16 protein-coding genes and 2 pseudogenes are annotated in these 17,779 nt (G+C 58.6%); 9 read left to right on the forward strand and 9 right to left on the reverse strand.

All coding sequences use genetic code 11. The features are described from left to right. Positions 1 to 73 precede the first annotated feature (73 nt). Positions 74 to 826 (forward strand): ABC transporter substrate-binding protein, encoded by a 753-nt coding sequence (locus tag IPP88_03345; protein ID MBL0121791.1) that lies wholly within the window; start codon positions 74 to 76, stop codon positions 824 to 826. A 117-nt stretch (positions 827 to 943) separates the two neighbouring features. Here the strand turns inward: IPP88_03345 and IPP88_03350 are convergent, their stop codons facing one another. Continuing rightward, entirely contained in the window at positions 944 to 1,501 is a 558-nt protein-coding gene (locus IPP88_03350; GenBank protein MBL0121792.1) for a GNAT family N-acetyltransferase, read from the reverse strand. Positions 1,502 to 1,613: 112 nt separating this feature from the next. After that, positions 1,614 to 1,838, reverse strand: coding sequence for a hypothetical protein (locus IPP88_03355; GenBank protein ID MBL0121793.1), 225 nt, complete (start codon positions 1,836 to 1,838; stop codon positions 1,614 to 1,616). A gap of 254 nt (positions 1,839 to 2,092) precedes the next feature. Here IPP88_03355 and IPP88_03360 point away from each other — a divergent pair, with 254 nt between their 5' ends. Both IPP88_03360 and IPP88_03365 read left to right on the forward strand, forming a co-directional pair. Continuing rightward, positions 2,093 to 3,040, forward strand: coding sequence for a LysR family transcriptional regulator (locus tag IPP88_03360; GenBank protein MBL0121794.1), 948 nt, complete (start codon positions 2,093 to 2,095; stop codon positions 3,038 to 3,040). Positions 3,041 to 3,284: 244 nt separating this feature from the next. Next, a complete protein-coding gene (locus IPP88_03365; protein ID MBL0121795.1) occupies positions 3,285 to 3,752 on the forward strand; it encodes a hypothetical protein in 468 nt (155 codons plus the stop codon). Here the strand turns inward: IPP88_03365 and IPP88_03370 are convergent, their stop codons facing one another. After that, positions 3,753 to 4,268: an asparaginase gene (locus tag IPP88_03370; protein MBL0121796.1), complete on the reverse strand. Its 516-nt coding sequence runs from the start codon at positions 4,266 to 4,268 to the stop codon at positions 3,753 to 3,755. It lies immediately after the preceding gene. Between the two features lie 187 nt (positions 4,269 to 4,455). On the opposite strand from IPP88_03370, the gene IPP88_03375 reads away from it, so the two are divergent. After that, a complete protein-coding gene (locus IPP88_03375) occupies positions 4,456 to 5,301 on the forward strand; it encodes a branched-chain amino acid aminotransferase (GenBank protein MBL0121797.1) in 846 nt (281 codons plus the stop codon). Between the two features lie 232 nt (positions 5,302 to 5,533). Further along, complete coding sequence (locus IPP88_03380; GenBank protein MBL0121798.1) at positions 5,534 to 6,907, forward strand: DEAD/DEAH box helicase; 1,374 nt, start codon at positions 5,534 to 5,536, stop codon at positions 6,905 to 6,907. Positions 6,908 to 7,053: 146 nt separating this feature from the next. On the opposite strand, the gene IPP88_03385 is transcribed toward IPP88_03380, so the two are convergent. After that, positions 7,054 to 7,860: a zinc ribbon domain-containing protein gene (locus IPP88_03385; protein MBL0121799.1), complete on the reverse strand. Its 807-nt coding sequence runs from the start codon at positions 7,858 to 7,860 to the stop codon at positions 7,054 to 7,056. Between the two features lie 279 nt (positions 7,861 to 8,139). Between IPP88_03385 and IPP88_03390 the strand changes: the two genes are divergently transcribed. Then, entirely contained in the window at positions 8,140 to 9,036 is an 897-nt protein-coding gene (locus IPP88_03390) for a peptidylprolyl isomerase (GenBank protein ID MBL0121800.1), read from the forward strand. 53 nt (positions 9,037 to 9,089) lie between these two features. On the opposite strand, the gene IPP88_03395 is transcribed toward IPP88_03390, so the two are convergent. Both IPP88_03395 and IPP88_03400 read right to left on the reverse strand, forming a co-directional pair. Then, complete coding sequence (locus tag IPP88_03395) at positions 9,090 to 9,641, reverse strand: YaeQ family protein (GenBank protein ID MBL0121801.1); 552 nt, start codon at positions 9,639 to 9,641, stop codon at positions 9,090 to 9,092. A 12-nt stretch (positions 9,642 to 9,653) separates the two neighbouring features. Continuing rightward, positions 9,654 to 9,926: a hypothetical protein gene (locus IPP88_03400; GenBank protein ID MBL0121802.1), complete on the reverse strand. Its 273-nt coding sequence runs from the start codon at positions 9,924 to 9,926 to the stop codon at positions 9,654 to 9,656. Between the two features lie 73 nt (positions 9,927 to 9,999). On the opposite strand from IPP88_03400, the gene IPP88_03405 reads away from it, so the two are divergent. Next, the gene (locus tag IPP88_03405; GenBank protein ID MBL0121803.1) at positions 10,000 to 10,488 is read left to right on the forward strand and encodes a hypothetical protein; all 489 of its coding nucleotides are present in this window, start codon (positions 10,000 to 10,002) and stop codon (positions 10,486 to 10,488) included. A 14-nt stretch (positions 10,489 to 10,502) separates the two neighbouring features. Here IPP88_03405 and IPP88_03410 read toward each other — a convergent pair whose 3' ends face one another. Further along, positions 10,503 to 10,985 carry an RNA-binding S4 domain-containing protein gene (locus IPP88_03410; protein ID MBL0121804.1) on the reverse strand — a complete coding sequence of 161 codons (483 nt, stop codon included), beginning with the start codon at positions 10,983 to 10,985 and terminating at the stop codon, positions 10,503 to 10,505. Between the two features lie 73 nt (positions 10,986 to 11,058). Next, entirely contained in the window at positions 11,059 to 12,870 is a 1,812-nt protein-coding gene (gene recQ, locus IPP88_03415; protein ID MBL0121805.1) for a DNA helicase RecQ, read from the reverse strand. A gap of 180 nt (positions 12,871 to 13,050) precedes the next feature. On the opposite strand from recQ, the pseudogene IPP88_03420 reads away from it, so the two are divergent. Further along, a pseudogene (locus IPP88_03420) lies at positions 13,051 to 13,481 on the forward strand (hypothetical protein). Between the two features lie 183 nt (positions 13,482 to 13,664). On the opposite strand, the gene IPP88_03425 reads toward IPP88_03420, so the two are convergent. Then, a complete protein-coding gene (locus IPP88_03425) occupies positions 13,665 to 14,798 on the reverse strand; it encodes an ABC transporter substrate-binding protein (protein ID MBL0121806.1) in 1,134 nt (377 codons plus the stop codon). 282 nt (positions 14,799 to 15,080) lie between these two features. On the opposite strand from IPP88_03425, the pseudogene mgtA reads away from it, so the two are divergent. Further along, a pseudogene (gene mgtA, locus IPP88_03430) lies at positions 15,081 to 17,653 on the forward strand (magnesium-translocating P-type ATPase). The last annotated feature ends 126 nt before the right edge of the window (positions 17,654 to 17,779 follow it).

The following is a 17,779-nucleotide window of genomic DNA, read 5'->3' on the forward strand; positions in this document are numbered from 1 at the left end:
CGGCATAATTGCTTCTCCCATGCGAAATCCCCTGTTGATAGTTGCCGTCATGTTGCTCAATGCCTGCACATCTATGCCGACACCACCAACCGCGGTGGTATCCGCTGCCACGCGCGTGGAGCTGGCCCCATCGGGCAAACTGCGCGCCGCCATCAATTACGGCAATCCGATACTTGCCACGCGGGATGTCGTGACCGGCGAGCCGCGCGGCCTGTCTGTTGATCTTGCGCGTGAACTGGCGAGGCGGGTGGGGCTGCCGGTCGAATTTGTCATCTATACGGCGGCGGGAAAGGTTGTTGAGGGAATCAAATCCGGCGCCTGGGACATTGCGTTTTTCGCCATCGATCCGGTGCGTGCGGCTGATACCGATTTCACGGCGGCCTATGTTGTGATCGAAGGGGCCTACCTGGTGCCATACGATTCACCGATCCAGCGCAACGAAGATGTCGACCGCGAAAACGTGCGTGTGGTGGTCGGTCGCGGCAGCGCATACGACCTGTACCTCAGTCGCGAATTGAAACAGGCGAAGCTGGTGCGTGCCGCGACTTCGCCGGCAGTGACAGACATGATGGTGGCCGGGAAGATCGAGGTCGCGGCTGGTGTGAAGCAGCAATTGCAGGCCGACGCGAAACGCTTGCCGGGCCTGCGTTTGCTCGACGGCCGATTCATGGTCATCAATCAGGCGATGGCCGTGCCGAAAGGCCGACCGGCGGGTGCCGCTTATGTTGCCACATTCGTGGAAGAAATGAAGTCCACGGGCTTTGTGGCGGATGCCCTGAAACGCCATGGCATCGAGGGCGCCATTGTGGCGCCGGCTGCGCGTTGACGGCCTTGCCGCAACCAATTACGCGCACAACATAAATCAAAGCTGTCTGACCGCGCGCCTTGCCGGTATTGCGGCAGGTCAATTTCAGATTGCCGCAAAACCAGTGTTGGGCGTGCTTCAGATCCGCGTTACTCTTCGCAGGTAGTCCACATTGGCCTTCAGTGTCCAATCAAACTGCGCAAGCTGTTGCTGCACGAGTTCCTGACCGATGGTGAGCGGATTGCCGGGTGGCAGTTCCAGGTACGCGTCCGCGTCGGCATGATCGACAATGATGCGCATGCCAGCCTTGCGCGCGATATGCATGATTGCGGCGTTTTGTGTGAGACAGTGCATGAAGAGTTCGACGATTTGCAAATTGCGTGCACGCATCGCCGCACGATTGAACAGTGCCGTGCCGATGCCGTGTCCACGATATGCCGGCAAAACGCTGATACCCAATTCGGCGGCACCGTCCACGCAAGCCAAATGTGCAACACCCAGCAAGGTGAGTTCGTCGGTGTAGATGCCAAACACGCTATCGCGCTCAAACCGAATGCCGTCCACGTAAGCGTGGCGGGCATCGAGGTTAAGCAGGTTGCCGAAGCGCAGGCGCACGTCGTCGTCGGATAATTCGTCGAAATGCCGTTTTACCAGTTCCAGGTGGGAATGATTCAGGCGATGAACAGGGATCGTCATGGTTTATTCCGTCTTGGGTGATGAATAAAAAGGCCCCCGACCTAAGCCGGGGGCCGAATCCACGCCGTGAGGCATGGAGGAGGAGACGTGTCCGGTACGGCAGTACCGGATATCAGAAATGGGGCGGCAGCGCGGTCGAATACTCGTCAGGCGTTTCGACGAGTGCCTTGACTTTTGCGGAGACGTAGTCGGCGAGGCGCGTTGTGCCACTCCAGAGCGCGAAAATGCCGTTGGCAATGAGTTCACCCATGACGCGGCTGCGCTCAAGGCGGGCGCGCTGGATATATATTTCGATGGTGCGATAGTCGATCGTATTGGTATTCATATTGGTATTCATAAAGACCTCCATTGTGTGGAAGATGGTGGAACAAACGGTTGCAGGCGGATAGACTGTTTCCGGTCGCTACGCTGAAATTCCTGATAACTTCTAGGGGTATTGTTGCGTTGCACAATTGCAATATCGGCCCATTGGAGGGCAAAATCCAATCGTATGTTTGGATGAAGTGCATTGATTTTATTGATATCCGTCACAAAATTGTTGCAGCACAGCATTTTCCCGTAGAATTCTTGTTTGATTGTGGATATCCCCTCATGGAGCTTTATCAGCTGCGAAGTCTTGCCGCGATTGCCGAAGCCGGGCAATTGACGCGTGCGGCTGAAAAGTTGCATGTCAGCCAGCCTGCCCTGAGCGCCCAACTCAAGGCGCTGGAGGAAGAGCTCGAACTGCAACTGTTTGACCGCACGCCGGCCGGCATGACGCTCACGGCGGCCGGTAAACGCGTGCTCGCCAGTGCGGGAAAGGTGCTTGCCGCGGCGCAGGCATTGCAAAACGAAGCACGGCGGCTCAAGGCGCAAGTCGTGGGAAAAGCGAGCATCGGCACGCTGAGCGATCCGGATTTCATCCGCTTGGGTCAATTCATGAATACGGCTGTTGCCCGATTCCCGATGCTTGAGCTTGAGCTCCATCAGGAAGTGACCGGCGTTGCGTTTGAGCGCGTCGTCTCCGGTGATTTTGACGCAAGTTTCTACTACGGCGAGATTGGCAACCCTGATATCGCCGGCCTGCCGCTTCGGGATGTCGCCTACCGCGTCGCCGCGCCAGCGGAGTGGAAGGATCGATTGCAGAACGCTGGCTGGGCCGAGATCGCCGAGATGCCATGGATCATTCCGCCGCCGATCAGCACCCACCACAAGCTCGTTTACACGCTTTTGCGGAAGTATGACGTCGAGCCCGGCAAGGTTGTCGAGGCTGATCAGGAGGCGGTGATCAGCTCGCTGGTGGTGTCAGGTCTCGGCGTTGCATTGATGCGTGAGGATATGGCGCTCGAAAAAGTCGCCAGCGGCGAAGTCTGCCTTTGGAGTGACACGAGGCTGACCACCACGCTTTGGTTCATTTACCGTCGCGAACGCCAGCACGACCCGTTGATCCGTGCGCTGGTGTCCGTGCAGGAAGAGCTGTGGGATTTACGCAGGGACGTACCGGTCATTGCACGTGTGGGCGCGGGTTCGGTCGCCACGCGCAGCGGGCGCAACGCGTAATTTGCATTTTCTCGTCAGCAAGGAATAGTCTTCAGGATGGCCACCGACGGGATTTTGCCTTTTTTGGCGCAATGGCGGTAATCGAATAGATGCTGCGTATCCAGGCGAACGCCGGGTGATGGTGCCGCTCGCACATTATTCGAGTTCGGCATTGCGTTGCGCGACTTTCTATACCGATTCGTACTTAATGCCTTGCTGGCTTGGGTAGCATATTGGATTATTCCGCAAGGCTCAGGAGTGCGCGATGCCAGGATTGACGCCACAACAGCAGCTGGACAGTTTTATCGATAAGTTCACGCCGGATGTCGCCTCGCAGGCGCGCGAAGCCATGGAAAAAATGCTTGCAAGATTGCCTGGCGCCAGCATGCTTGTCTATGACAATTACAATGCATTGGCGATCGGTTTCGCACCTGGCGAACGCACGTCCGAAGCCATCTTTTCATTGGCGGTGTTTCCCCGCTGGGTGACGCTGTGCTTTCTGAAGAACGGCCCCGCGTTGCCGGATCCGGCGCGTTTGTTGAAAGGCAGCGGCACCACGGCGCGGCATATTCGGCTCGATAAGCCCGCCATGCTGGACGATCCCGCGGTGAAAACATTGATGAAGGAAGCACTGCGCATGGCGGATCCGGCCATCGACAAAGCGCAACCATCGCGCCTGATGATCAAATCGGTATCGGCAAAACAGCGTCCGCGGCGACCTGTGGCGAAGTAGTCAGGCGATACGCGTGGCTTCAAACACGCCTTCAACCTTGTTCTTCTTGACCTGATCCCAGGTGAACACCCGGCCATTCATGGCGATGTAAGTGTTCGGCGTCAACGACTGTGCGGCGGCCATTGCAAAACCAAGATTGAATAGCGCATCCGAACCCTGAACCGAATAGGGAATCATGGCGCCGGTGAAGACGATTGTTTTATCGAGCCCGGCTTGTCCCACCACTTGCGCGGTTTGCGCCATCGTGTCGGTGCCATGAATGATGACGATGCATTTCTCGGGCGCATTGCGGCACGAGGTTAATACGAGTTCGCGATGTTCATCCAGCATGTGCAGGCTGTCGATGAGCTGGTTGATTTCCAGTTCGATCGGAATCGTCACGCGCGATTGTTCCAGAATCGCAGGCAGGTGCGAGTTCCTGAAGGTGAGCTCACCCTTGATCGCGTCATAGTGCTTGTCGAAGGTTCCGCCGGTGACGATGATGCGCACGGCGAGCGAAGCATCCGGAAGATTCATTTTCATGGGCGGAAAGGTGTTTTCAGAAGGAGGAGATTGGGGCGGCGCAGACATTGTAGCGTGCGGGTAAGTGGATTCAGGCAACAGGCCTGGTCCAAGATTCTTTGAATTCCAGATTTGCTTCTGTGCACGTGCTTGCTCCCATTGCTGGGATAATGGCGTACTTCCTACCAACCGCGGGACCAGCATGTATCAGACGTATTTCAACGGCAATTGGACCGAAGGCAACACGCCGCTGTTTGGCGCAATGGATCACAGCGTGTGGCTCGGCTCGTCGGTATTTGACGGTGCGCGCTCAATTCGCCGGCTGGTGCCGGATCTCCGGTTGCATCTTGAGCGGGTAATCCGCTCCGCCGAGCGGCTGGGGCTGCAATGCCCGTACACCGTCGACGAGATGATGACAATGTGCCGGGAAGGCATTAAACGATTTCCCGCTGATGCGGAGTTATACATTCGCCCGCTGGTGTTCGGCACCGAGGGCCTGCTGATTCCGGTCCCCGAGAAATCTGCGTTTGCGCTGACCCTGTTCGATGCGCCGATGCCCGCGTTTACCGGGTTTTCAGCATGCCTTTCCGTATTGCATCGTCCCGATCCGAGCGTGGCGCCGACTGACGCCAAGGCATCCTGCCTTTATCCGAATTCAACCAGAGCCTTGCGCGAAGCGAAGCAACGCGGCTTCGACAATGCGGTCGTCTGCGACGGCGAGGGCCGTGTCGCTGAATTCGCCACCGCCAATATTTTCCTGGTCACGCCCGCGGGCAAAGCCGTCACACCGGTTGCGAATGGCACATTCCTGTCCGGCATCACGCGCGCACGTGTGATCTCACTGCTTGCCAGGGAGGGTATCGCGGTAGAAGAGCGCATTGTCATGCCAGCCGATCTCGAAACAGCCGCGGAAATTTTCAATACTGGCAACTTTGGAAAAGTGACGCCGTGCATTCGCTATGAATCGCGCGCGTTGCCAGTCGGCCCGGTCGCAACACTGGCACGCGATCGGTACATGGAGTTCGCGGCGAAGGCGTTGCTGGACTAGATTTGCGTAGATCCTTGTCACGAACTTCACGGCCGGAATCGGATTTCATCCGTGCAATCCGCGGCAAGTTTTTCATAGGTGATTCGCGATTCGCCTGTTATACTGCGCGCATCCGGCGAATTGACCAGTCCCCCTCGCCGTCGTCAGTTCTGACGTTGTAAATCTCCCTTCCGTTTGCCTCCGACTGGCGCCCACCGTGGTGACAGGCCGACTATTTTCAAAAAAGTAAATCATGTCATTCGCCTCCCTCGGCCTGTCCGAGACACTCGTGCGCGCCGTCACTGAACACGGCTATACCCAACCCACTCCTATCCAGTTGCAGGCGATTCCCGCCGTGCTCGGTGGCGGTGATCTGCTCGCGGGCGCGCAGACCGGTACCGGCAAAACCGCCGGTTTTGTGTTGCCACTGCTGCAGCGCCTGTCCACTATGCAATCCAAAAAGCTCACGGGAACCAAGCCGGTCCGTGCGCTCATTCTCACGCCAACCCGCGAACTCGCGGCACAGGTTGAAGAGAGTGTTCGTACCTACGGCAAGTACGCCAGTTTTTCTTCCGTCGTCATCTTCGGCGGCGTCGGCATCAATCCGCAAATCGCGGCGCTGAAACGTGGCGTCGATATCGTGGTGGCCACCCCTGGCCGCCTTCTCGATCTTCACCAGCAAAGGGCGATCGATCTTTCGCACGTCGAAATCCTGGTGCTTGATGAAGCCGATCGCATGCTCGACATGGGTTTCATTCACGATATCAAGCGCGTGCTGAAACTGCTGCCGCCGAAACGCCAGAACCTGCTGTTCTCGGCGACCTTTTCCGACGAAATCAAAACGCTGGCCGACAATCTCCTTAACAATCCCGCGCTGATCGAAGTCGCGCGCCGCAATTCGACCGTCGAAGCAATCACGCAAAAAATTCATCCGGTGGATCGCGACAAGAAGCGCCAACTATTGGCGCATCTGATCAAAACGCAGAACTGGCATCAGGTGCTGGTGTTCACCCGCACCAAGCATGGCGCCAACCGTCTGGCGGAATTGCTGAACAAGGATGGTATTACCTCGCTCGCCATCCACGGCAACAAGAGCCAGGGCGCGCGCACCAAGGCGCTGGCCGAATTCAAGACCGGTGACCTGCAAGTGCTGGTCGCCACCGATATCGCCGCGCGCGGCATCGACATCGATCAATTGCCGCATGTGGTGAATTTTGATTTGCCCAATGTCCCGGAAGACTATGTGCATCGTATCGGCCGCACCGGCCGCGCGGGCGCCAGCGGCGAAGCGATTTCGCTGGTGTGCATCGACGAGGCCACTTTTCTGCACGCCATCGAGCGGCTGATCAAGCGCGAAATCCCCAGCGTCGTCATACCGGGATTTGAGCCCGATCCGCATGCCAAGCCGGAGCCGATTCAATTGCGCACCCCCGGGCATCGTCCGGGTGGACGCTCGCAATCGCGTCCGGGGCAAGGGCGCGGACAGGCGAAGACGCATGCAAAACCCGCGGGCGCCCCGTCGCAGCAAAGGCGGCAAGGCAATCCGCTCGGTACGGGCCATAACAAGCCGGTGGGTACGCGTTCGTTTGGACGAACGGGCGGCGGCGGTGCGAAGGGCGGTCATTGAGTGAATACTCGCATCCAGCGATGTCGTCGCGTTGACGGGCCTATGCAGTAAACTCTAGCACTGGTGAGGCTTACAGGATGAAAAGTCGCCGGAAGCCGCGCCAATGCTAGAGTTTTTTTGGACTATATTCGAAGGTAAGTGCGGTGCTATGACGCCGTTGAATCGGTCTCATCAAGCAGCGCATCGCCCAGGCGCGTTTTCTGTTGCCAGAGAATCCATCCTGCCCAGGCGATAGAACTCAACACCACCAACGCACCCAGTTTGTGCACCAGCCACCCCAGGCTGTGTGCACGCTTCAGCAGCCCGGTTTCGCTGAGCAAATAAATCCAGTCGTGCCCACCTTCTTCGCCGGTGCGGCCACCCAGCAGCACCAGTTGCGGGTGCAGCGCGTCATAAACATACGGCGCCACATCGAGCAGGCTCACGCCGACCAGCCATAGTCCAATGGCCGCGCCGAACGGGTCGCGATTCTTGACCAGGAGTGCGCCGCACAGGATGGCCGGCATCAGCAACTGCCCAAGCGTTCCGCCGAGGATGGTCACAAATTCGCCAAACAGGCGAAAAATGACGTGCCCGGCTTCGTGAAACACCAGCAGCGGACCGTGCAGGAACGATGCGCCGATATCGCCGGTGCGATGATCCATCCAGATCAGCCGCAATCCCCATAGCGTGAACAGCGCCATCAAGATCACACGCCCCCAGAATACCGCCGGATCGACATGCGGCGGGACGTATCGCACGACCTCGCGCAGTTGCTGAGTCAGCATCCGCAAGCGGCCGGGTTCCGTGTCGCCATTAGCTGCCGATACATCGAATGATTGGCGCGGCAACGGCACCGCAAACTTGGCGAGGATCAGGCCGCAGGCTGGGCACGCGGCAGGCAGGGACTGATCCACCGGCAATGGCCGGTGCCGGCATTTCGGGCAAGAATCGTAATGAGTAGCGTGGGTCATTGTGCGATGAAGGTCACGACGATATTAACCCGAATATTTCACCGTCGCCGACGATACCAAGTCCGGCCGCATGCGAAATTTGTGCGCACGTCTTCAGGATGGTCTCGCGCGACGTCAATGGTTGACGGGTGATCTGGATATACTGCTGCATCGCGCGAACGATGTAATTTGCCGCGCCAAACAAGGGACGGAAACGCCATGATTGGATTTAGGAAGATGGGCCGCGCAGGCGTATTCAGAGTGAGGACACAGCGCGCATTGAGCGTGCTGACGGTTGCCATGTGGGCGGTGGCAACAGTGCCAGGCACCGTGCACGCACAGGCGCTGGTCGCAAAACCGACGTTCTCCTATTCCGAACTGTTGGCCGCATCCAAGCCCGGTGAATGGCGCGCGCTGGATCTGGAAAATACGCTTTACATGGATCTGCCCTCGGGTCGGGTGGTGATCGAGATTTCCGCTGCTTACGCGCCGGCTCACGCCGCCAACCTTCGCGCGCTCGCACGCGAGGGTTATTTTGATGGACTGGCAATCGTTCGCTCGCAGGACAACTATGTCGCGCAATGGGCTGATCCCGACGAGAAGAATCCGCGGCCGATGAAGCAGGGCAAGCGCAGCCTGGCGCCGGAATTCACCCGCGCCATCGACGGCAAACTGGCGTTTACGCCCTTGCCGGATATCGATGGTTATGCGCCGCAAGTCGGTTTCTCAAATGGCTTTCCGGTCGGGCGCAATCCGAAGACCGGACAAACGTGGCTCGCGCATTGCTACGGCATGGTGGGCGCGGGACGCGACAATGCGGAAACCAGCGGCAGTGGCGCGGAACTGTACGCCGTCACCGGCCACGCGCCACGCCATCTGGATCGCAATATCACATTGCTGGGGCGCGTGGTGCTGGGCATGTCCTTGTTATCGACGTTGCCGCGCGGAACGGGCGCGCTTGGCTTTTCCGAAAGGGCCGAGCAGCGCGTGCCGATCAAATCGGTTCGGGTCGCGGGGGATGGGCCGGCCGGCGAACGCACGAATCTTGCAGTGATTCGGACGGATACTCCGCTGTTCACGTCGCTGGTGGAAGCGTTAAGGAATCGCGGCGGGACCTGGTACAAGGTCCCGGCGGGGCATATCGAGTTGTGCAATGTGCCGATTGCGGTGCGGCCCGTGGCGGTTACGGCCAAGTAGAGATCAGTAAGTTAATGATCAAATTCGCAAGCCCGCGTGAGGCGTTGCGTAGCTTACTTTGCCATCACGCGCTTTAACGCGACCGGCTCCACCAGCACTGTCTGCTCCGCATTCCCCATCCAGATATGTCCGTCTTGCAAGGTCGCGTTGATCTGCATATTGCGATCCGCCAGAGACGCCATGGCCTGCGTTGCTTCGACCGGAATATCGAGAATATCCAGATTGGTGAGCCGTTCCAGCGCGCCCTGATTGGCGTTCCACCAGATTCCCACGCCGCGGCCGCCGTAAGCGAGCAACACCACGCGCCGCGCGCGACCGCAGGCTTTGCGTAGTTCGCGCTCGTCCGGCAGGCCGACATCGATCCAGCATTCAATATTGCCGGTGAGATCTTTTTTCCAGAGCGCGGGCTCGTCATCGGCGGACAGACCGCGCCCATACGCGAGCGTCGCATCGGCGTACATCGCGAATGCCAGCAAGCGCACCATCATGCGCTCGCTGGTTTCGGAGGGATGCCGCGCCAGGGTCAATGAATGGCTGGCATAGTAGCCGCGATCCATGTCCGACACGCTGAGCTCGACTTTGTGGACCGTCGCTTTAAGCGCCATTATTTAGCGCCATTATTTTTTGGCGAGGCCCTTGGTGAGCAGTTCCGCCGTGATGTCATTCAGCGACTTTTCCTGTTTTTCGGCGAGCGCCTTGATTTGCTTGATGAGATCGCCATGCAGCTTGACGGCAAACGGAATCAAACCGAGTTCCTGATCGCGTTTCCGCTGTTCGCGCTTGTCCACCAGCGCGCCAGCGTCCTTGCCGAAACGATCCGGGATTCCATTGAGTTTCATGTTGCCGGCAAGCTTCAGGCCCTTGGCTTTTTCCAGATCGGTTTTTTTCATGATGATTCCCGTGTTGTTGATGCAGAGCATTCATTTTACGCGTGCAGCGCTGCCGGCGCGTTACCATATCGTCATGGGAAGCAAAGATACTTGGGAACTTTTGAGTTTCGTCGTCACGGTGATTGGCCTGCCGGTGGCGATCGCGGTTTTTTTGTGGGAGCAACGCCGTGAGCGCAACAACGAAGAGGAAGCCGAGTACCAGTTGCTGGCGGATGCCTACAACGATTTCCTCAAGGTGGTGCTTGACAATGCGGACCTCCATCTGCGCGGCAATGCACCGAACGCCAACCTGACCACGGAGCAGGAAGAGCGCATGCTGGTCATTTTCGACATGCTGATCTCGCTGTTCGAGCGCGCATATCTGGTCGCCTATGCGCCGAACATGTCGGGCGAGAGGGCGCGACGCTGGAACTCCTGGGACGACTACATGCGCGACTGGTGCCGGCGCGAAGATTTTCTCAAGCGTTTGCCGACCCTGCTACGCGGGGAAGACCCGGAATTTTCGTCGTACATCCTGCGGCTCGCCGCGGAAGAAAATCCGCATCGCGCCATGACCCGCTGATCGTCGGCGACGAATCAAGTCTTGCGATTGCGCCGATGCGCTTCTGCCTTGTCGGCGAACACGTTGGATTTCTTTTTCGATTTGACGCCAGATGGTGCGCCGACCTTTGGGGCGACCCTAGCACCGGTCTTCACGCGGACTTTCGCGCCGGGCTTGGCGCCTGTCTTGGCTCCCGCCGCGGACCACACACCCGGCGGAGATTTTTCGGCTTTCTTCTTGGCGGCTTTGGCACGCGCTACTTCTACGCGCGCCTCTGCTTTCGCGGCGATTTCTGCGGGGTCCGCCGCCAACACAGTGATGCGAACATCACCCAGTTGCACGACCTGTCCCGGCCGGATCTTGCAACGCTTGCGCAATTCAGGTTGTCCATCAACGTGGACATTGCCCTGTGTCACCAGCGCGCCACCCTCGCCGCCACTGGTCGCAAGCCCGCATATCTTCAGCAGCTGGTTGAGTTCGATGTATTCGGTGATGATGCGGGTTTCGGTTTGTTGCATGATGTTTCTTTCGAGTTGTCTTCAGCGGTCAGTGTACGCGATGTCTGTTAGTCCGACGTGACTCGGCCGTCGGCTAGGCATGCTCCATCAGCACACTCAAAAACGCTTCGCCGTATTTCTCCAGCTTGCGTTCACCCACGCCGCTGATCGTGCCAAATTCCCGCAGGCTCTGTGGGCGCTGCAAGATCATTTCCCGCAGGGTGGCATCGTGGAAAATCACGTATGGCGGCACGCCTTGCTCGCGGGCGAGGCGCAAGCGCGCTTCACGCAGCGCCTGCCACAGCGCCTCTTGCTGCGGGGAAATGTCGTTGGTTTCGGCACTGCGCACGGCCGGATCGCGCCGTGATTTCTTCGCGTTCTTCGCGGTCTGCAATCGCAAGGTCACGGGCTGTTCGCCCTTGAGCACTGCCTTGCTGGCGGCCGTGAGCTTGAGTCCGCCGAAGCCTTCCAGATCCACGCTCAACAAGCCGGTCGCGGCCAATTGGCGAAACACGCCTTTCCATTGCAGCTCGGACAAGTCCGCTCCCACGCCAAACGTGGGCAGGCGGTCGTGACAGAATTGCTGAACGCGTTCTGTCTTCTTTCCCAACAGCACATCGACCAGATGAACAACGCCGAATCGCTGACCGGTGCGATACACGCACGAGAGGGCTTTCCGCGCCGCCGTCGTGCCATCCCACGTTTCCGGCGGGTCGAGACAGTTATCGCAATTGCCACAGGGATTGGGTCGTTTTTCGCCAAAATATTCGAGCAGTGTTTGCCGCCGGCAGCGCGTCGATTCACAGAAGCCGAGCAATGCATCGAGCTTTTGCCGCTCCAGCCGTTTGCGTTCTTCGCCCGCGTCCGAGCCATCGACCATCTGCCGCAGCATCACCACATCGGCCATGCCGTAGGTCATCCATGCTTCCGACGGCAGCCCGTCTCGCCCGGCGCGGCCAGTTTCCTGATAATAGCCCTCCATGCTCTTCGGCAAATCCATATGCACGACGAAACGCACATTTGATTTATCGATGCCCATGCCAAAGGCGATGGTAGCGACCATCACGACGCCTTCTTCCTGCAGAAAACGTTTTTGATTGGCGGCGCGCGTGCCCGCATCCAGCCCGGCGTGGTAGGGCAGGGCGTCAAATCCCCTTGCCGCGAGAAAAGTCGCGGTCTCCTCAACCTTCTTGCGCGACAGGCAATAGACGATTCCCGCATCCTCCTTGCGCCCGGCAAGAAATTCGGCCAGCTGCTGGCGCGGCTCGTTCTTCTCGACGATGCGGTAGCGAATATTTGGCCGATCAAAACTGGCGACGAAGCGGCGCGCATCTTCCAGCGCCAGGCGCTCAATGATTTCGTTGCGGGTCGGCACGTCCGCCGTCGCGGTCAATGCTATACGGGGAACATTGGGAAATTGTTCGTGCAGGATCGTCAGCTGCCGATATTCGGGACGGAAATCGTGCCCCCATTGCGAAACGCAGTGCGCTTCGTCGATGGCGAACAAGGCAATCCTGGTGCGTTCGAGCAGGTCGATGAAGCGTGGCGTCAGCAGGCGCTCCGGCGCCACATAGAGCAAATCCAGCTCACCGTTCAACAGCGATTTCTCCATCGCGTTCGAGGCGCGGGCATCCATCGTCGAATTGAGGAAGGCGGCTTTCACACCGAGCTGCTGCAGCGTTTCCACTTGATCCTGCATCAGCGCGATCAGTGGCGATACCACGATGGCGGTACCCTCGCGTACCAGTGCCGGAATCTGAAAGCACAGCGATTTGCCACCGCCGGTCGGCATCAGCACCAAGGCGTCGCCGCCGGCAATCAGGTGGTTAACAATGGCTTCCTGTTCGCCGCGAAAGGCGGGGTAGCCGAAAACGGAATGAAGTATTTTCTGTGCGTCGGTAGGCATGCCGACATGATAGGGGATTGCTCTGCAATTTCGCGAACGTGACCGCTTGATTGCGTGGCGCTTTTTTCCGTTTCGCGTGGGTAGAATGGCGGTGTCGAAGGCAATGGACCGTGATGGGACCGCGATGACGCGAATTGAGTTCAGCGAAACAGTCCAAATTGTCGACACGCAGGTGCGTCGATGAGCAGACGTTTGGACCATGCACCGATCTTTGGTTCGGGCGCCCTCCGCGCCATCGAGTTGCACGCGCAAGACATCCCGGCTTTGCAGGAATTTTTCGATGCCAATCCCGAGTACTTTCTTGCGGTCACCGGTCAGCCACCGGGGCGAGAAGAAGGGAATTGCACGGTAGTGGCGCCGCAAATGCAATGTATGCGCAGCTTGAATCATGGATGCGTGGCCACGGCGCACTGTGGCTTCGGCTCGGCGTGGTGGAAGGTAACGCGCGGGCCGAGCGGTTCTGGGAGAAAGCGGGCTATCGCGAAGTTCGCAAACGCAGCGGCGTTGCAATGGGGGCGCGGACCAATGTCATCCGCGTAATGGCCAAACCGATTGCCGGTGGAACGCGCGAAGAATATCTCGTGCTGGTAGCGCGCGACCGCCCTGAGTAGGCCATCGTTGCGGGCCACCGAATTCGCCCTGCCGGGTTGCCAAATTCATCTGGGCGCGGCGCAAGTGAAAAACTCTAGCGCTGGCGCGGCCTGTGGCGACATTATGGCTGAAGAGGCGCGCCAATGCTTGGGTTTGTCATTTCCATTGACGAAGGCGAACGCGGAAATGAGCGAAGCTGGCTGCTAGCGTACAAGCTTGCCGCCTTTGCCGATCATAGTGATATCCACCAGCGTGCTGCCGTTGTGATCCTCTGGCGAGTAACTAAGCCTCATGCCACCGAGATCCTTGTCGCGCATACCCTCGTAGGCCGCAATGAGTCCATCGCGCGTGGGGTTCTTGCCGGCGGCGCGCAAACCTTCCACCAGCGTTCTGGCCAGGACGTAGCCCTCCATGCCGGACATGGAGTAATCCGTGACATTGATGGACTTCATTAATTCCTGAAACTCCCGGGAGATCGGCATGCTGCCATCCCAGGGGAAGGGCACGACTTGCGTGACGACAATGCCGCGCGCGTTATCGCCAATGGCCTTGAACAGTACGTCGGTGGCGACAATGGACAGCGCGAAAAACTGTGTCTTGTCACCTGTCTTCAAATAGGCTTCGACCAGCTTCGGCGCCGGCCCGGCCAGCGTGAGCAGAAATACTGCTTGCGGTTTGGCCGCGGCAATCGGCAGTACGGCTTGCTCGATATTCGTCCCGTCTTCCTTGAATGGCGATATGCCGACCACGTCGAGTTTCTGCTCCGCCGCCGCGCTCTGTGCCGATTTCAGCGCTTCGCGGCCGAAGCCGTTGTCGAGATAGATCAGGCCAATCTTCTGGATGCCCAGCGCCTTGAAGTGGGTGGCGAGACGATTTATCTCGTCAGCATAGCTTGCCTTGATGTTAATCAGATATGGGTGAGTCTTGCCGTAGAACGTCTCGGCGCCCGAGGTGGTGCCGATAAGCGGTACCCGTTTCTCATTCAGGTACGGCAGCGCTGCCCCGACATTGCCCGTCCCGGAGATCCCCCACATCGCGAACACACCGTTCTTCTCGACGAGTTGTTTGACGTTCTCTTTGGTTTTGTCTGGCTTGTTGGCATTGTCGAGACGGATAACCTTTATCTTTCTGCCGTGAACTCCGCCGCGCCGGTTGACTTGATCGAAATAAGCGTCCGCCGCTTGCACCAGCGGTTTCATGCGCGCCGCGATGGTGCCGGACATATCAATGTCCTGGCCGATGAGTATTTCATTCGCCGAAACGCCGGGTTCTGCCTGTGTGGGAGGCGCCATTGAAATACACACGACCGCCACGGCAATCAGATGCGCAATTTTCATTTCTTCCTCCGACGCTATGGCCTGAAGCGTTTGGTATTCGTAAATTCATTCTATGCCGTTCGGGCGCGCAGCGTATTGCGATCGCGCAACCGTGTTTTGTTGGTCAAGGTGACGACTATGTGCACCAGTCAAGCGCCAAGTGTGCGGCAAGGCATATACTTGATAGATGAATAGTGTTGTTTGACGGAGATAGTGTGCTTCGCAAATCGATTCTCGCTGTGCTACTTGCTTTGGCCGGCAATCTTGCCGATGCTCACGCCGGTTTAGCCGGGAGCAGTTGAAATGCCGATTGCGTCAACGCACAGGCCCTGGTGGCTTGAGCCGTTGTCTGCCGAGCAGTCCGACCATGCCTCGCTTGCCAACGGCCTGTCGGCCAAAGATGCCAAGGCGCGGCTGGCGCAATTCGGGCCCAATCTGTTTCGCGAACGTCTGGATAAATCGCTGCTGCTGCAATACCTGACGCGCTTCAGGAATCCGCTGGTCCTCATCCTGCTCGTCGCCAGCGTGGTCTCGGCGTTCACCGGTGAAGTGACCAACTTCATCATCATCACCTGCATGGTCCTGCTGAGCGTCACGTTGGATTTCGTGCAGGAATATCGCGCCAACGCGGCGGCAGAAAAATTGCGCCAGTCGGTTTCCTTTCGAGCCATCGTGTTGCGCGATGGCAAGCCGCTGGAAGTTCCTGTCAGCCAAGTGGTTCCCGGCGACGTAGTGGTGCTGTCGGCAGGCGATTTGATTGCCGCCGACGGACGATTGCTTGAGGCGAGCGATTTCTTCGTCAAGCAGGCGCTGTTGACGGGTGAATCGTACCCGGTGGAAAAGCGACCGGGCGAGTTGCCAGAGTCCGCCACCGACTTGCAGGAAGCAACCAACTCAGTGTTCATGGGCACCTCGGTGATCAGCGGCAGCGCGCGGATGCTGGTGGTGAAGACAGGGGCGGAAACGGCCATCGGTGCCATTGCCGACAGCATCTCCCGGCCGTCGGAACCAACGTCGTTCGAACTCGGCACGCGCCGCTTTGGCATGCTGATCATGCGCCTCACGGTGCTGATGGTGATGTTCGTGCTGCTGGTGAACGCCTTTTCCCACAAGCCGTGGCTGGATTCCTTCCTGTTTGCCGTGGCGCTCGCCGTGGGACTGACGCCGGAACTGCTGCCAATGGTGATCTCGGTCACGCTTTCGCGTGGCGCGATGCGCATGGCAAAAAAGCACATGATCGTCAAGCGCTTGTCCGCCATCCAGGATCTGGGCTCGATGGATGTGCTGTGCACCGACAAGACCGGTACCTTGACTGAGGCAAAGATCCGCCTGGAAAAACATTTAGACGCGCAAGGCAATGCCAGCGAACGCGTCCTTGAGTTGGCGTATTTCAACAGCTTCTTCGAGACCGGCCTGAAAAGTCCGCTCGACGAAGCGATTCTTGCGCACCAGCACATCGATACCGGCTCATGGAAGAAAATCGACGAAGTTCCGTTTGACTTCGAGCGACGTCGCGTCTCGGTGCTGATCGATAACGGCGAGACACGCTGGCTGGTGGTGAAAGGCGCACCGGATGAAATCGTCGGCTTGTGCACGCAATACGAAGCCGATGGCGCCGCAGGACAGCGACCGCTGGACGATGCCGCGCTGGTTACCATTCGCGGCCTGTACCACGCGCTGGAGGAAGAGGGTTTTCGCGCGCTCGGTATTGCCTGGCGGCAGGTACCGATGGATCATCCCCATGCCGTGGTCGGCGACGAAGCCGAGCTGGTGCTCGCCGGTTTCGCCGCCTTCCTCGATCCGCCCAAGGCCAGCGCCGCCCCCGCACTCGCCGCGCTCGATCGCGTCGGCGTCGACATTAAAATCGTCACTGGCGATAGCGATCTGGTGACCCGACATGTCTGCACCGAGTTGAAAATTCCGGTGACGGGACTGCTGATCGGCAAGGAGATCGCGGAGATGGATGATCACGCGCTACAGGCGCGCGTTGAATCGGTGAACCTGTTCTGCCGCGTGAATCCTGCACAGAAGGAGCGCGTGATCCGCGCGCTCAAAGCCCGCGGCCATGTGGTCGGCTACCTCGGCGATGGCATCAACGATGCGCCGTCGCTGCACGCGGCGGACGTTGGACTGTCGGTGGATTCGGCCGTGGATGTCGCCAAGGAGGCGGCCGACATGATTCTGCTGAAACAGGACTTGCATGTGCTGCATGCGGGCGTGCTGGAAGGTCGACGCACCTTCGGCAACATCATGAAGTACATCATGATGGGTACCAGCTCGAACTTCGGCAACATGTTCAGCATGGCCGGGGCGTCGCTGTTCCTGCCTTTCCTGCCGATGCTGCCCACGCAAATCCTGCTCAACAATATTCTCTATGACATCTCGGAGGTGCCGATTCCACTGGACAAAGTGGATGACGTGGAGATTCGCCACCCGCGGGTGCTCGATCTCGATTTCATCCGCAACTTCATGCTGGTGATCGGGCCGATCAGCTCCTTTTCGATTTCCTGACCTTCTACGTGATGCTGGTGGTGTTGGAGGCCGACGAAAAACTGTTTCAGACCGGCTGGTTTGTTGAATCGCTATGCACGCAAGTGCTGGTGATCTTCATCATCCGCACCCGCGGCAATCCGCTGAAGAGCCGCGCCCATCCGGTGCTGGTGGCAACCTCGCTCGCGGTCGTGGCGATCGCCGTGCTGTTGCCCTATACCCCAATCGGATTGCATTTTGGTTTTGTGCCGCCACCTGCCAGGTTCTATTTGATTCTTGGCGGCATGGTGGTGGTCTATCTCGTTATTGTCGAATTGGCCAAGCAGGGCTTTTACCGGTGGGTGGGGAAAGCAAAGTTGTCGCGCCGGGCAGTCGTGCGGGCTTAATTTGTCAGCGGTGAGCGGCTAGATAAAGTCAAGCACTGGCGCGGCGTTCGGGCCATTTATGACTGGAAAGCCTCGCCAGATGGCGATCTTTCTTTCCGCAGAAGAGCGACACGCCCCCCCCCCATC

This window comes from Betaproteobacteria bacterium (assembly GCA_016720925.1).
Taxonomy (GTDB): domain Bacteria; phylum Pseudomonadota; class Gammaproteobacteria; order Burkholderiales; family Usitatibacteraceae; genus UKL13-2.

What these genes read in the sequence shown, in the direction of transcription:
- IPP88_03405 (MBL0121803.1), top strand. Translation starts at nt 10,000, where the DNA reads ATGGGAAGCAAAGATACTTGGGAACTTTTGAGTTTCGTCGTCACGGTG.
- IPP88_03345 (MBL0121791.1), top strand. Translation starts at nt 74, where the DNA reads ATGCCGACACCACCAACCGCGGTGGTATCCGCTGCCACGCGCGTGGAG.
- IPP88_03350 (MBL0121792.1), bottom strand. Translation starts at nt 1,501, where the DNA reads ATGACGATCCCTGTTCATCGCCTGAATCATTCCCACCTGGAACTGGTA.
- IPP88_03385 (MBL0121799.1), bottom strand. Translation starts at nt 7,860, where the DNA reads ATGACCCACGCTACTCATTACGATTCTTGCCCGAAATGCCGGCACCGG.
- IPP88_03365 (MBL0121795.1), top strand. Translation starts at nt 3,285, where the DNA reads ATGCCAGGATTGACGCCACAACAGCAGCTGGACAGTTTTATCGATAAG.
- IPP88_03380 (MBL0121798.1), top strand. Translation starts at nt 5,534, where the DNA reads ATGTCATTCGCCTCCCTCGGCCTGTCCGAGACACTCGTGCGCGCCGTC.
- IPP88_03360 (MBL0121794.1), top strand. Translation starts at nt 2,093, where the DNA reads ATGGAGCTTTATCAGCTGCGAAGTCTTGCCGCGATTGCCGAAGCCGGG.
- IPP88_03425 (MBL0121806.1), bottom strand. Translation starts at nt 14,798, where the DNA reads ATGAAAATTGCGCATCTGATTGCCGTGGCGGTCGTGTGTATTTCAATG.
- IPP88_03355 (MBL0121793.1), bottom strand. Translation starts at nt 1,838, where the DNA reads ATGAATACCAATATGAATACCAATACGATCGACTATCGCACCATCGAA.
- IPP88_03400 (MBL0121802.1), bottom strand. Translation starts at nt 9,926, where the DNA reads ATGAAAAAAACCGATCTGGAAAAAGCCAAGGGCCTGAAGCTTGCCGGC.
- recQ (MBL0121805.1), bottom strand. Translation starts at nt 12,870, where the DNA reads ATGCCTACCGACGCACAGAAAATACTTCATTCCGTTTTCGGCTACCCC.
- IPP88_03410 (MBL0121804.1), bottom strand. Translation starts at nt 10,985, where the DNA reads ATGCAACAAACCGAAACCCGCATCATCACCGAATACATCGAACTCAAC.
- IPP88_03370 (MBL0121796.1), bottom strand. Translation starts at nt 4,268, where the DNA reads ATGAATCTTCCGGATGCTTCGCTCGCCGTGCGCATCATCGTCACCGGC.
- IPP88_03395 (MBL0121801.1), bottom strand. Translation starts at nt 9,641, where the DNA reads ATGGCGCTTAAAGCGACGGTCCACAAAGTCGAGCTCAGCGTGTCGGAC.
- IPP88_03375 (MBL0121797.1), top strand. Translation starts at nt 4,456, where the DNA reads ATGTATCAGACGTATTTCAACGGCAATTGGACCGAAGGCAACACGCCG.
- IPP88_03390 (MBL0121800.1), top strand. Translation starts at nt 8,140, where the DNA reads ATGTGGGCGGTGGCAACAGTGCCAGGCACCGTGCACGCACAGGCGCTG.